Below are 13414 nucleotides of genomic sequence, written 5' to 3'. Positions count from 1 at the left end.
TGTTTTAAATTTTGTTTCTCTTAATTATGATACAAATATAATAATAGATGTTTAAACATGTATTATATTCTTCTCATTTTACAATAGGTAGACAATTGTAAGTTATAACATGTATTTTATAGATATTGTTTCGGCAAATAAGCGACAAAAGGGGCAAAGTGCCATTATTATAGCGTGAAGGATATGTTAAGTTATTGGGTAGCAGGCTTAATTTATAAGGATCTCAAAATAGTCGTCGTTTTTACCGGTGATCTTTTTTACGCTTACCAATAGCTGTTTATCTCCATTTTTAAAAACGAAGTAGCTTTCTTTTTCAATTATGCCGATCCCCGTAAACTTATAGCCTTCTTTTACGAGGTTATCCATAAATTCTTTGTAGAAGAAAATGTTCATTATCCAGTACCGCAACGACTTGTTTTTGGGCGAGGTTGCTTTCAATAAATAGAAGTCGGCTACTTCATCTACCGATCTTGTTTGAAATTCCCATGTATAGATCTTGCCGCCGCTTTCTTCCTGGGCTGATGTCATTCTATAGCCCTTGCCTACTAAGGTTTCGTTGATAGTGCTATCCGGCACCTGGTGAAAGCGCATCAAGTCTGCGGGCGTAAAAAGTGTTTGGCTTTTTGCATTTAATAATGATGCTAAAACGGTGATAATGATAATTAGGGTTTTTTTCATGGTTAAGTTTATGCACAGGATGCAAAACCACGTCACATTCCATAATGGATGTTACTAAATCTTAATGTTCCCACAGGTCTCTGGCAGATTTAAGTTAACCCATAAAAACACCGCTTTAAAAGACATCGCTACTGCATATTTAATATCATAAAACGTTCCGATGGAACGTAAAATGGACGGTTTACATGTTTCTACCCATAAGCCGTCCCGAAGGGACGAAGAAGGTAAATGCGTATCCCTTCGGGATACCTTATGGGTAGAAAAAAGAAAGGTATAAAGCGCGTTCCATCGGAACGCTTTATGGGTTCTGACGATGATAATTAGCACAAGATTTTATGGATTAATTTAAATTTTTCAAAGAGCCCCTGCGGGAGAAAAAATTCCTGTCACGTACTTTGCAGCTCGCTATTTGACTCACCCCGAATGCGCTTCGCTGTTCGACCCTCTCTACTTCGTAAAGAGGATTTAAGAAAGGAAGAAATAAAAAAAGAACCCCTTCTTTGCGCAGCAGAGAAGGGGCGGGGGATGAGTAAACTCGCGTCGCGCACAACTGCAACTATTAAACAAAAAAGGGGCACAAGGCCCCTTCATATACTTTATGCTTTTGTTAAATTATAAAGCTAAAACTTCTTTAACACGCTCAGCAGCTTCTTTTAAAAGGATAGCTGAGTATACTTTTAAGCCTGAGTTATCTATCAGTTCTTTCGCTTCGGCAGCGTTGGTGCCTTGTAAACGAACGATGATTGGCACCGGGATGTTACCGATCTCTTTGTAAGCGTCAATAACGCCCTGTGCAACACGGTCGCAACGAACGATACCACCAAAGATGTTGATGAGGATAGCTTTCACGTTAGGGTCAGACAGGATGATGTTGAAACCAGCTTTAACCGTTTGCGCGTTTGCTGTTCCGCCAACGTCTAAAAAGTTAGCGGGCTCGCCGCCGGCCAGTTTAATAATATCCATGGTTGCCATGGCCAAACCTGCGCCGTTAACCATACAGCCAACGTTACCATCAAGCTTTACATAGTTAAGGTTGCTTTTGCTTGCCTCAACTTCTGTTGGATCTTCCTCGTCGGTATCGCGCATCGCTGCGTAATCCGGGTGGCGGTATAAAGCGTTATCATCTAAGTTTACCTTAGCATCAACCGCTAATATTTTGTTATCAGATGTTTTTAAAACCGGGTTGATCTCAAACTGTGAAGAATCGGTAGCATCGTAAGCTTTGTACAAAGCAGTGATGAATTTCACCATGTCTTTAAAAGCATCGCCGCTTAAACCCAGGTTAAAGGCAATTTTACGCGCCTGGAAAGCTTGTAAACCAACTTTAGGGTCGATCTCTTCTTTGTGGATCAGCTCCGGAGTGCTGTGCGCTACTTCTTCGATATCCATACCACCTTCGGTAGAATACATGATAATGTTGCGGCCCGCAGCACGATCGAGCAGTACGCTCACGTAAAACTCTTTTACTTCGCTTTCGCCGGGGTAGTAAACATCCTGTGCTACTAATACTTTCTTTACTAATTTACCTTCGGGTCCGGTTTGCGGGGTAACCAACTGCATGCCGATGATCTTGCCAGCAATTTCTTTTACCTGTTCGGCATTTTTAGCAAGCTTTACACCGCCGCCTTTGCCGCGGCCACCTGCGTGGATCTGTGCTTTAATAACCGTCCAGTCCGACCCATAGTCTTCCTTCATTTTCTGGGCAGCTGCAACAGCATCCTCTGGTGTATCTGCAACTATGCCTTCCTGTACTCTAACGCCAAAGCTTTTTAGTATCGCTTTGCCCTGATATTCGTGAATATTCATGTTTTTTGAAAGATTTGCGGTAAAACTACTATTTTCTTTTTAGAGATTGGAGGTTAGAGGTTAGAGATTTGTCACAAATTAGAGATTTGAGGTTAACGGCTGGAGATTGAATAGCAGTTCTTCTAACCTCTGGTCAACTAATCTCTAAACTCTGAACGCAAATCACTAATTTTACCGCATGCTTAAAGCACAATCTATCCATAAATCCTACGGGCAGCTTCATATATTAAAAGGTGTTGATCTGCAGGTAAACCGGGGCGAAATTGTAACTATCGTTGGCGCGTCGGGTGCGGGCAAAAGTTCGCTGCTCAATATCCTGGGCACACTGGATAATGCCGATTCGGGGCAGCTGTTTATTGATAATGTGGAGGTGAGCAAGCTGGATAACAAACACCTGAGCGATTTCCGGAACCGTAAAATTGGCTTCATATTCCAGTTCCACCACTTACTGGTAGAGTTTAACGCGATAGAAAATGTATGTATGCCCGCCTTTATTGCCGGTGTACCACGCCCCGAAGCTGAAAAACGCGCAACAGAATTGCTGGAAATGCTTGGGCTGGGCGACAGGCTTACGCATAAGCCTGCGGAACTATCGGGAGGGGAGCAGCAAAGGGTTGCCGTTGCGCGTGCTTTAATAAACAAACCCGCGCTGATATTTGCGGATGAACCCTCAGGGAATCTTGATTCGAAGAACGCGCTGGAATTGCACGAGCTTTTTGTGAGGCTGCGTAATGAGTTTAACCAAACCTTTGTAATTGTAACCCACAACGAGGAACTCGCCGGCATGGCCGACCGCACCATATTAATGAAGGATGGTTTGATAGTAGATAGTTTATAGTGAGTATATTAATAACCACCGCCACATCTGCACAGGCATATAAGCTGAAAAATAAGCTGAACAACCCGGATATTTTGCTGGGCGATTTTAGCGATCTGCCCGATTTTATGGTGAAAAGCATGGGGCTGCTTAAGCTGCCAAACCCCGCATCGGTAAGTTACCAGCACGAGATGCTTACGCTTTGTTTGGATAACGGTATTGATACCGTTTATGTTTTAACAGGGCAGGAGCTTGAATTGCTGCGCGAATCCGCACTATTGTTTAAAGAATATAACATCGATATTTTAGATGGCCAAATTGAAATATAGCGATATAGACCCGCGTAAAAAGGCTTTTATTTTTGAACTGGATAATGTTTTGTACCCCGAAAAGGATTACATATACCAAATTTACTATCTTTTTGCCAACCTGCTGGAGTACACCGATCTTACCGACGCGAAACAGACAACCAATTTGATGATAGATACGTATATCAATAAAGGAGGCGATGCTGTTTTTGATGAATTGGTGCATACGCTGAAGGTTGACGAAAAATACCGGCCGAATTTGGGGCTGCTGATGGACAACGGCAAAGTGCCCCTAAAGCTGCTTTTGTACCAGAATATCCTGGAGTTTTTGCAGGAGGCCGTTACCGACAGGAAAAAACTATTCATCGTTACCAACGGAAACCCTCAGCAGCAGCTTAATAAAATTAAGCACATGGAGTGGCATGGTTTGGAGCCATATTTAATAGCTTATTTTGCAAATGAAACTACGCCAAAACCTGAACCCGATGTGCTGCATTTGCTGATGAAAGAGCATCAACTGGAAAGAAGAGACCTGTTGATGATAGAAAATTCTGAAACAGATGTTTTATGTGCCCAAACAACAGGAATAGATTACGTAAATGTGAACGAGTTTTTGTAATTTCAAGCCTGTAATATATTATTGATATATCCGTTAACCAACATATACTATATACATATATAAAAATGCGAAAAATATTTTACCTTGTTATATTACTTGCCGTAGTTGTATCATCCTGTAAAAAAAGCAAAACGCCGGCTCCGGACGACACGCCTATAGGCCCATCTAAAACAGGCACTACGCTCGATTTGATCCGCGATTCGATCTACCTGTACGCCAAAGAAGCCTATTATTGGAACGATGGTCTGCCGGATTACGCTACTTTTAAGCCACGTACTTTTACCGGCAGCGATGATATCAGCGCTTTGCAAAAAGAGGTTGACGCTTTATCTCAATATAAAATAAACCCAAGCACCGGTAAGCCATACGAATACTATCCCGCCTCGCCGGGCGAAGCCAAATATTCGTTTATTGATGACGGTACCGTATCATCAGAATTGAACGGCGTAAACGGCGATTTCGGCTTTGCGCCGATCTATGCCGCAGTAAATGATTTGCGCGTAAGGTATGTTTATCCTAACTCACCTGCCGACCTGGCCGGGTTGAAACGCGGATACCAGATCACCAGTATTAACGGGCGTACCAATTTAGCTTATGATGGTAATGGCGGCGCGGGTACAAATTTAAATTTTGTAATAAATGCTTATGCCAACAGCAGTACTATTACCATGGTACTAAAAAAACCGGATGCAACCAATATAACTGTTACCCTTAATGCAACTACTTATACAACAAACCCCGTGATAACCCATAAGGTTTTTGACCAGGGGACCGGCAAAAAAGTTGGGTATATTGTATTTAACAGCTTTACATCGATGGCAAATGCGCAGCCAAAACTGGATGAGGCGTTTACCGATTTTAACACACAGGGCATTACCGACCTGGTGGTAGATCTGCGCTATAACGGCGGTGGTTTTGTAAACACAGCCGAATATTTGAGTAACCTAATAGTACCCGCAGCAAAATCGGGTACCACTATGTATACCGCTTTTTACAATACCGATCTGCAAGCCAATAAATATCCTTTATTGAGTACTATATATGATATTTCGCCAGGCGATTTTTTACCGGTCAATAACCAGGTGAAATTCAGTAAGAAAGGTAGCCTGAATATCAGCAGGGTGTTTTTTATCGTAACCGGTTCAACGGCTTCAGCAAGTGAGCTTACTATCAATAATTTGATCCCCGAAATGGATGTAAAACTAATTGGTACCACAAGTTACGGCAAGCCTGTTGGTTTTTTTGGTATAGATATTAACAAGTACCAGCTTTATGTGCCTGAATTTGAAACCAAAAATTCGGCAACCAAGGGAGGCTATTATGCCGGTATGACGCCGGGATCGACAGATTACCCGGGGCTTGAGCATATAGATGACGTTACCAAAGATTTTGGCGACCCAACCGAACTGCTGCTTGCATACGCGCTTAATTATGTAAAAACAGGCACATTTACCGTAGCTGGCCAGGTGATACAAAGCACCGCCGGAAAAGCCAATGTAATGTCGGTTGACCAATCAAGGGAGGCGGGTATAGAAATGGATGGCAATAAATTCCGCGGAATGGTGTTTAACAAATCGCTTAAAAAGAAATAGTTTTAGGTGTTATAGATAACGATAAAAAGGCGTTTCGGGAAACCGGGACGCCTTTTTTGTTTAGTCGGCCAGTTCGCGCAGATCTACAGGCACTACGCGGGAGATGCCTTGCTCTACCATGGTAACACCGTAGATAATATCGGTACAGGCGATAGTGCGTTTGTTGTGCGATATGATGATAAACTGCGATTCTTTTGAGAATTTGCGGATGATATTGTTAAACTTATCAATATTGGTATCATCAAGCGGGGCATCCACCTCATCAAAAATACAGAAAGGGGCAGGTTTAAGCAGGTAAAGCGAGAACAGGATGGCCGTTGCTGTAAGTGTTTTCTCCCCCCCCGAAAGCTGGTTGATAGATAGGGGGCGCTTGCCTTTTGGCCGGGCGATGATATCTATTTCCGATTCCAGCGGGTGCGATGGGTCGGAGAGGATGAGGTCGCAGCTGTCTTCCTCGTTAAATAATGAGCGGAACACTTTAATGAAATTCTCGCGCACCAGCGTAAACGCCGACATGAATTTTTCTTTAGCAGTATCATCAATTTCCTGAATAGTAGCTAAAAGCGATGCCTTTGCCTCCGCCAGGTCCTTCTTTTGTGCCTGGATAAAGCTGTGGCGTTCGCTCATCTCGTTATAAGCCTCTACCGCCATCGGGTTAATGGCGCCAAAATCATCCATCTGGCGTTTCAGTTTATCGGTACGCTCACGTATGTCGGCTTCGCTTTCAGTTTGATTTTCTTCCGTTTCGGGGAGGTCGGCAATATCTACATTAAACTCTACCGAAAGGCGCTCTTTAAGTGCGTTCAGTTCCAGTTTTAAGTTATTGCGGGCATCCTTCAATTCGTTCTCTATCAGTTCGGCCTGGTCTTTATTGCGGCGTAATACCAGTATCTCGTTCTCACTCTCGGTGATGCTGCCGCGCCATGTATAATACTCTCGCTCGGCTTCCTGGGTAGCTTTTTCAAGGTTTTCTTTTTGCTCGTACATCCCCAACAGGTCCTCGTCGCTATCGCCGGTTTGCTGCAGGTTCTCTTTGATCAACGCCTTCACTTTCTCCATCTCGGCGCTATTGTGCATAATACGGCCATCCAGGTTATCCAGCTGCGATTCGCGGTACTCCAAATCCTTCAGCAAACCCGAAACCTTGTTCTGCTGCTGATGGAAGCGGATATTTTCCTGGTTGTAGGCGTTGGACTGCACGGATACAAACTCGTTCAGCTCGTTAAAGGCTTGTTGCTTATCCAGCATCAGGTCGGCCTGCGCCTGTTTTTGCTCGCGGTACTCAACCAAAGCCGGTTGCAGCGTTTGTATCTCGAGTTTGATGCCGGCTATTTTGTTTGCAATATCCTGTTTGCGGTTGAGGCTGTTCTCAATAAAGGCCTGGTATTGTTCCTGCTTTGTTTTTACCGTTACCAGTTCGGTGTTCAGTTTATTAAGATCGATTTGTTTTTGCCTGATCTCGTTTGCTTTGCCGGATGCTTTTAGGGCAGTTAATGTGCTCTGTAGCTCCTGGCTTTGATTTTTGAATGCACCAATGCGCGTTTCCGCTTGCTTAATTTCCTTCAGCAGGTTATCCAAATTCTTGGCGCGCCCAATTCGCTTACCCTCAAACAAACCTACCGAACCACCCGCCATGGTATGGCGCGATTTATTGAACTTCCCGCTTTTGCCAATAAGCACCACGCCATCGGGCAGAGCCATGTTATTAATATCCTGTTCCGTATGGTCATTTACCAAATAAACATTTTTGAGTAAGTGGGTACAAAGAGGAGCATAACGCGGCTCTACTTCAATAACCGATAGGGCAGGGATAGATACTCCACTTAAATTAACATTGGCAACTGCTGTTTCTGCGCTATAATTATCTAATATAAAAAATTGTGCCCTGCCTTTTGATGAATTGCTGAGCAGGTTGATCGCTGCTATCGCCTCATCGTAATTATTCACCACATAGTGGTTCATCAGCGGCTCCAGGTAGTTTTCTATCGCTATGCGGTATTCTTCCTTACAAAACAGTATATCGCTGAACAGGGTAATATTTTTGGCCCAGTTGGTGTTCTTTTTGAGGAAACGGATCGACTCGGGGAAACCCTCCAAATTATCAACCATGCTTTTGGTAAGGTTGTATTCGTTCTGCTTTGCATCCAGCTTGCGGCTATCGGCGGCAATGCTTTCGGTAACGGTTTTTAACTCGCCCTCGGTAGTTATTATCTGTTCCTGCAGCTTGTTTTCTGCATCAACAGCAAGTTCGTATTCGCTTTTCAGCGTTTCGGTACGGCCATCCAGTTCGGCAACAACGCGGTTAAAGTGGGAGAGTTCCACCTCCTTGTTGCTGGCATCCTCCATATTGCGCAGGCTTTCCTGCTCCAGGGCCTGCTGCTGGATATTCAGGATATCAATATCCTTTTCGGTTTTATAAACCTGGTTTTGCAGGCGGTTGTTTACCGCGTTTAGCTCATTCAATTCGGCACGCGCTTCCGTTTGCGAAAGGCGCAGATCATCTACCGCGGCTTTTAGCTCGGCAACGCGGGCGGTAATGGTTTGCAGGTTTTCATCCTCCTGCATTTTTTCCTCGTTGAGGCGCTTAATATTATACTGAACGTGCTTGTGCTGGTTGGTATCCCGCTCCAGTTCTTCCTTTAAGCGGCTTTCTTTATCCTGCTGATGTTTTAACTGCTCGTTCTTAATGCGCTTTTCGCTTTCGTATGCACGGATCTTTGATACAAATTCGTTGGTGGTTTTCTGCTGTGCAGCAAGGTTCTTTTCCCGCGTAAGGCTATCCAACTTTTGCTGCTGCAGGGCCGCTTCCAAAGTATCTATTTTGGTGGATAGGCCAGAACGTTCTACCCGTTGCTTCTGCTCTTTTTCCTCAATCTCCGCCAGTGTCTTGCTGAACCCCGCAATGCGAAAGGATGCGAGCGACATGCTCAATATTTTATACTGATCGCGCAGGCGGTAGTAGCGTTCGGTTTTCTTAGCCTGGTTCTCCAGGGTTTTCAGGTTTTTTTCGATCTCGAAAAGCAGGTCCTCCACGCGCTCCAGGTCGGCCTCGGTATCTTTTAACTTGCTGAAGGTTTGTTTTTTGCGTAGCTTGTATTTGGAGATGCCCGACGCTTCCTCAAACAAATTACGGCGCGAGCCTTCCTTGTTGTTGATGATCTCGTCTATCATCCGCAGCTCGATGATGGAGTAGGAATCGGCACCTACGCCGGTATCCATAAACATATCGGTGATGTCCTTCAGGCGGCATTGCACATCGTTCAGGCGGTACTCGCTTTCGCCCGTGCGGTACAGGCGGCGGGTTAATGTTACCTGCGAAAAATCGGTAGGGAGGATGTTTTTGGTATTATCGAAAGTGAGCGATACCTCGGCTAAATTGGCCGCCTTACGGCTCTTGGTTCCGTTAAAAATAACATTATCCATCTTCTCCGATCGCAGCATCCGGGTACTTTGCTCGCCCAAAACCCAGCGGATGGCATCTACTACATTGCTCTTACCACAGCCATTGGGCCCCACAATAGCGGTAACACCCTCATTAAAGTTGATGGTTATTTTATCGCCAAAGCTTTTGAAACCCTTGATTTCTAATTGAGTAAGCTGCATTCAGGGAGATGTCCGTATCTAAAAATTCAAACCTTGAAGATAGGAAAAAAACTTTAGCCCCCCAACCCCCTGAAGGGGGAGTTGAAATTTATTTGAGCGTGTAAAAAGCTCCCCCTTCAGGGGGCTGGGGGGCGCTGCTAAACGTAAATTTCTCCCTTTAAATAAGTAACCGCTTTACCAGCCATCAATACCCTGTCGCCTTTCAATTCGCACCAAAGCTCGCCTTTACGTGCACTGACCTGGTAAGCATGTAATGTGTTTTTGCCTAATTTGCCGGCCCAGTACGGAATTAAATTGCAATGCGCCGAACCGGTAACCGGGTCCTCGGGTACGCCGGCAGCAGGGGCAAAGAACCGCGACACAAAATCAACCTCCTTACCCGGCGCGGTAACGATTACGCCCAGTGTATCTATTTTGGCTAAAGCAGAATGATCCGGAACGATACCCGTTACATCTTCTTCGCTTTCGTAAACCAGCATATAATCCCGCGAGCGCAATACCTTCAGCGGCTTCTTACCCCCCAATGCCGCTACCAAACCTTCGGGCGCGTCTGCTGCGAAGGGCGGCCTCGATGGGAAATCCATACAATATTTATTGCCATCGCGCTTTACGGCCAGGGTGCCCGCTTTTACGGTATCGAAATAAATGGTATCGCCATCATAGCCCAACTCGGTAAAAATAATATGGGCCGAGGCAAGGGTGGCGTGGCCGCAAAGGTCTATCTCCAGCTCGGGCGTAAACCAGCGCAGCAGGTAGCCATTCTCGTTCTTTACAAAAAAGGCGGTTTCGGCAAGGTTGTTTTCCAAAGCTATCTTTTGCATCACAGCATCGGGCAGCCACTCGCTAAGCGGACAAACAGCAGCCGGGTTACCGCCGAAAAGCTTATCGGTAAAGGCATCGGCCTGGTAAATTGGGATGATCATGGTATTGATGTTTACTTCCCGCTAAGATACCCGTAAGTAACCAGTTCATCATTATTGTTGATGTGTTTTGTTACCCCATCGCTCAATAAAATTACCTTATCGCTTACTTCGAGGATGTTGTGGTATTGGTGGTCGGTTATAATGATGCCTTTGCGTTTGGCGCAGGCGCGGATCACCGGCTTAAACTCCTCTGCCTGGATAGGGGAGATATGGGTAAAGGGCTCATCTAATAATATAAAATCGGCACGGCTGTGAATGATCATCATGGTTTCCAATTGTCGCAGTTCTCCGCCGGAAAGTTCGTGGATCTTTTTACCGGCGTTACGCTGAAAAATGGACAGTTCGGTAAACTCCGCCCACGATTGCGGATCTACTATTTGCTTCGCCAGCTTTTCTATCTTGATGCCGGCAGGCAGGTAGTTATGCTGCGGCAGATAGGCAATACGATTATGATGATACCCCTTTTGAATATATTGCTCATCTATACTTACATAGCGGTAGCCCGCCTCAAGCGTGCCGAAGATGATTTTTAATAGCGATGACTTTCCGCAGCCGTTGCGCCCCAGCAAACCTATTACTTCGCCCTGCCTGCAGTTAAGATATACACTCTGCAGTATCTTGCGCCCATCGAACTCCAGCTGCACGCTGTCTACCTTTAGTGTTTTCATTTTATTAAAAGGTAGATGGTTAACATGGCGAAGTAGAGGGTAAGGTCGATGCCGTAGGTGTAAGCGTACATCCGCCGGATACTGTAGCCCGCGTTGCGGTAATACATGTATACATTTTTGGCGGTATAACTTTGCAGGTAGGTGGTAGCCGCGTAGCCTATCAGCTTGAAAAACAAGATCAAACCGGCAATTTTAACGCCATACAGGTATATAAACCATAAACAAACAAAACTGAACGCGAGGTTCCAGAGTAAAATGGGTTTGTAAAAATACCAGACGAGCTTGCGGATATCAGACATTGAGTTAATTGTGCCAGGCAGACAAGCGGTAAACGCAATCGGTAAATTGATATTGCCCAACAGGCAATAAAGAGCATAAAAAAACCTCCGCTGTTCGGGCGGAGGCTTTTATAAGTTGATCTGAGGTATTATCCCAGGTATGATTTCAGGATCTTACTGCGTGAGGTATGGCGTAAACGTTGCAGCGCCTTATCTTTTATCTGGCGCACTCGTTCGCGGGTTAAATTGAACTTTTCGCCAATTTCTTCCAGCGACAGCGGGTGGTTACTACCCAAGCCGAAGAACAATACAATGATTTCGCGCTCGCGTTCGGTAAGGGTGGATAAAGAGCGCTTTATTTCTTCTGATAACGACTCGTTGATCAATATCGAATCGGTATTTGGTTCCTGGTTTTCCAGTACATCCAGCAAAGTATTTTCTTCGCCCTGTACAAAGGGGGCGTCCATACTTACATGGCGACCGCTGTTACTCAGCGTATCAGAGATCTTATCTACAGTAGTTTCCAGTATATCTGCCAGTTCTTCAGGAGATGGCTCGCGCTCGTATTCCTGCTCTAACTTGCTGAATGCCTTGCTTATTTTACTAAGCGAACCTACCTGGTTCAATGGTAAACGTACTATACGGCTTTGCTCGGCAATAGCCTGCAGTATCGACTGGCGGATCCACCAAACGGCGTACGAAATGAATTTGAATCCCTTGGTTTCATCGAAACGCTTTGCGGCTTTAATAAGGCCTAAATTGCCTTCGTTTATAAGGTCGCCGAGGGTAAGGCCCTGGTTTTGATATTGTTTGGCAACAGACACCACAAAGCGAAGGTTGGTTTTTGTTAACCTTTCTAATGCAGCCTGGTCGCCCTCGCGTATTTTTTGAGCTAAGATTACTTCTTCTTCGGCAGTGATCAAATCAACTTTACCAATTTCGTGCAGGTATTTGTCGAGGGATTGCGACTCACGATTGGTAATGGATTGCGTTATTTTGAGTTGTCTCATCTATTTAGTTAAACCTCGATTCTGTTTTTTAGAATTGAACGTGCAAAGCTATAATTTTGTTTCTTAAAGTTAAAAAACGCCGTTGCTAAAATGCAATATTTATTGATATATTAAAAGCAAAATTAAAGTTTATCAAGGCTAAATATTTCGTTAACCTTAATGCCTTTCTCGGTTTGCTGCAAAGTACAACATTCGTTTACCGGGTCGTGTTCTAAATACAATATGTATTCTTTTTCAACTGCCTCATTCCAAAACACTTTGCGCTCTTCCAACGTTTTCAGCGGGAACATATCATAGGCCATTACATAGGGCAGGGGCAAATGCCCAACAGAGGGCAGCAGATCGGCCATATATAATATCTGCCTGCCTTTGTAATTGATCAGGGGCAGCATCATGGCATCGGTATGCCCATAGGCCAGGCGGATGCTGATATCATCAGTAAAGCTTGCACCATCCACGGCATCTATAAAACGCAATTGCCCGCTTTCCTGTATCGGTAAAATGTTCTCTTTCAAAAAGGAGGCTTTCTCCCGGTCGTTTGGGTTTACGGCCCAGTCCCAATGCTGCGGGTTACTCCAGTAGGTGGCATTTTTAAAGGCCGGTTTCAGCAATTCCCCATCGCGCGTAACTGCACCGCCTACATGGTCGAAATGGAGGTGGGTGAGGAACACATCCGTTATATCATCCCGGTGGAAACCTTTGGCGGCAAGTGAACTATCCATGGTAGCATTGCCGTGCAGGTAATAGTGGCTAAAAAACTTCTCGCTTTGTTTATTGCCGATACCGGTATCTATCAATATTAGCCGGTCGCCGTCCTCTATCAGCAGGCAGCGCATGGCCCAGGTACACAGGTTGTTCTCGTCGGCCGGGTTAGTTTTTTGCCAGATGGATTTGGGGACTACGCCAAACACAGCCCCGCCATCCAATTTAAAAAAACCTGTATCTATAGTGTGAAGGTTCATAATTGATACGAATTTGAAAAATATTATTGATACAACCGCCAATAAATTCAAATATCATTAGCATTTGTGAGCACGTTTTCGTGTGCAAAAAAGTGCATAAATTTCTTATTTTTTTATGTTAGCATATGGTCTTTGCAGTAAACCCGTCAC

The 13414-nt window shown here is 44.7% G+C and carries 12 protein-coding genes; 4 read left to right on the top strand and 8 right to left on the bottom strand.

What is annotated here, in order from left to right; genetic code table 11:
- Nucleotides 1-207: 207 nt before the first annotated feature.
- Both IDJ77_RS19670 and sucC read right to left on the bottom strand, forming a co-directional pair.
- Complete coding sequence (locus IDJ77_RS19670) at nucleotides 208-678, bottom strand: hypothetical protein (protein ID WP_191190696.1); 471 nt, start codon at nucleotides 676-678, stop codon at nucleotides 208-210.
- 612 nt (nucleotides 679-1290) lie between these two features.
- Nucleotides 1291-2484, bottom strand: coding sequence for an ADP-forming succinate--CoA ligase subunit beta (sucC, locus tag IDJ77_RS19665; protein WP_191190695.1), 1194 nt, complete (start codon nucleotides 2482-2484; stop codon nucleotides 1291-1293).
- Nucleotides 2485-2662: 178 nt separating this feature from the next.
- On the opposite strand from sucC, the gene IDJ77_RS19660 reads away from it, so the two are divergent.
- The 4 genes from IDJ77_RS19660 (at nucleotide 2663) to IDJ77_RS19645 (ending at nucleotide 5820) form a co-directional block, all read left to right on the top strand.
- The gene (locus IDJ77_RS19660) at nucleotides 2663-3322 is read left to right on the top strand and encodes an ABC transporter ATP-binding protein (protein WP_191190694.1); all 660 of its coding nucleotides are present in this window, start codon (nucleotides 2663-2665) and stop codon (nucleotides 3320-3322) included.
- On the top strand, nucleotides 3322-3630 hold the full coding sequence (locus IDJ77_RS19655; protein WP_191190693.1) for a hypothetical protein: 309 nt from the start codon (nucleotides 3322-3324) through the stop codon (nucleotides 3628-3630). The genes IDJ77_RS19660 and IDJ77_RS19655 overlap by 1 nt, the downstream gene beginning before the upstream one ends.
- On the top strand, nucleotides 3611-4228 hold the full coding sequence (locus tag IDJ77_RS19650) for an HAD hydrolase-like protein (protein WP_191190692.1): 618 nt from the start codon (nucleotides 3611-3613) through the stop codon (nucleotides 4226-4228). Before IDJ77_RS19655 ends, IDJ77_RS19650 begins: the two co-directional genes overlap by 20 nt.
- A 65-nt stretch (nucleotides 4229-4293) precedes the next feature.
- Nucleotides 4294-5820 carry a S41 family peptidase gene (locus IDJ77_RS19645; RefSeq protein WP_191190691.1) on the top strand — a complete coding sequence of 509 codons (1527 nt, stop codon included), beginning with the start codon at nucleotides 4294-4296 and terminating at the stop codon, nucleotides 5818-5820.
- Between the two features lie 60 nt (nucleotides 5821-5880).
- On the opposite strand, the gene smc is transcribed toward IDJ77_RS19645, so the two are convergent.
- The 6 genes from smc to IDJ77_RS19615 form a co-directional block, all read right to left on the bottom strand.
- Entirely contained in the window at nucleotides 5881-9423 is a 3543-nt protein-coding gene (smc, locus tag IDJ77_RS19640; protein WP_191190690.1) for a chromosome segregation protein SMC, read from the bottom strand.
- A 137-nt stretch (nucleotides 9424-9560) separates the two neighbouring features.
- A complete protein-coding gene (locus IDJ77_RS19635) occupies nucleotides 9561-10346 on the bottom strand; it encodes a PhzF family phenazine biosynthesis protein (protein ID WP_191190689.1) in 786 nt (261 codons plus the stop codon).
- Between the two features lie 11 nt (nucleotides 10347-10357).
- Nucleotides 10358-11014 carry an ATP-binding cassette domain-containing protein gene (locus IDJ77_RS19630; RefSeq protein ID WP_191190688.1) on the bottom strand — a complete coding sequence of 219 codons (657 nt, stop codon included), beginning with the start codon at nucleotides 11012-11014 and terminating at the stop codon, nucleotides 10358-10360.
- Nucleotides 11011-11313, bottom strand: coding sequence for a hypothetical protein (locus IDJ77_RS19625; RefSeq protein ID WP_191190687.1), 303 nt, complete (start codon nucleotides 11311-11313; stop codon nucleotides 11011-11013). Before IDJ77_RS19625 ends, IDJ77_RS19630 begins: the two co-directional genes overlap by 4 nt.
- A 128-nt stretch (nucleotides 11314-11441) precedes the next feature.
- Nucleotides 11442-12302, bottom strand: a complete 861-nt coding sequence (locus tag IDJ77_RS19620; RefSeq protein WP_078348167.1) for a sigma-70 family RNA polymerase sigma factor — start codon at nucleotides 12300-12302, stop codon at nucleotides 11442-11444.
- 122 nt (nucleotides 12303-12424) lie between these two features.
- Nucleotides 12425-13264, bottom strand: coding sequence for an MBL fold metallo-hydrolase (locus IDJ77_RS19615; RefSeq protein ID WP_191190686.1), 840 nt, complete (start codon nucleotides 13262-13264; stop codon nucleotides 12425-12427).
- Between the last annotated feature and the right edge of the window lie 150 nt (nucleotides 13265-13414).

The organism is Mucilaginibacter pankratovii, assembly GCF_014773265.1.
GTDB classification, from domain to species: Bacteria; Bacteroidota; Bacteroidia; order Sphingobacteriales; family Sphingobacteriaceae; genus Mucilaginibacter; species Mucilaginibacter pankratovii.
This window is presented reverse-complemented; position numbering and strand designations above follow the sequence as displayed.

What these genes read in the sequence shown, in the direction of transcription:
- IDJ77_RS19670 (WP_191190696.1), bottom strand. Translation starts at nt 678, where the DNA reads ATGAAAAAAACCCTAATTATCATTATCACCGTTTTAGCATCATTATTA.
- sucC (WP_191190695.1), bottom strand. Translation starts at nt 2,484, where the DNA reads ATGAATATTCACGAATATCAGGGCAAAGCGATACTAAAAAGCTTTGGC.
- IDJ77_RS19660 (WP_191190694.1), top strand. Translation starts at nt 2,663, where the DNA reads ATGCTTAAAGCACAATCTATCCATAAATCCTACGGGCAGCTTCATATA.
- IDJ77_RS19650 (WP_191190692.1), top strand. Translation starts at nt 3,611, where the DNA reads ATGGCCAAATTGAAATATAGCGATATAGACCCGCGTAAAAAGGCTTTT.
- IDJ77_RS19645 (WP_191190691.1), top strand. Translation starts at nt 4,294, where the DNA reads ATGCGAAAAATATTTTACCTTGTTATATTACTTGCCGTAGTTGTATCA.
- smc (WP_191190690.1), bottom strand. Translation starts at nt 9,423, where the DNA reads ATGCAGCTTACTCAATTAGAAATCAAGGGTTTCAAAAGCTTTGGCGAT.
- IDJ77_RS19635 (WP_191190689.1), bottom strand. Translation starts at nt 10,346, where the DNA reads ATGATCATCCCAATTTACCAGGCCGATGCCTTTACCGATAAGCTTTTC.
- IDJ77_RS19630 (WP_191190688.1), bottom strand. Translation starts at nt 11,014, where the DNA reads ATGAAAACACTAAAGGTAGACAGCGTGCAGCTGGAGTTCGATGGGCGC.
- IDJ77_RS19625 (WP_191190687.1), bottom strand. Translation starts at nt 11,313, where the DNA reads ATGTCTGATATCCGCAAGCTCGTCTGGTATTTTTACAAACCCATTTTA.
- IDJ77_RS19620 (WP_078348167.1), bottom strand. Translation starts at nt 12,302, where the DNA reads ATGAGACAACTCAAAATAACGCAATCCATTACCAATCGTGAGTCGCAA.
- IDJ77_RS19615 (WP_191190686.1), bottom strand. Translation starts at nt 13,264, where the DNA reads ATGAACCTTCACACTATAGATACAGGTTTTTTTAAATTGGATGGCGGG.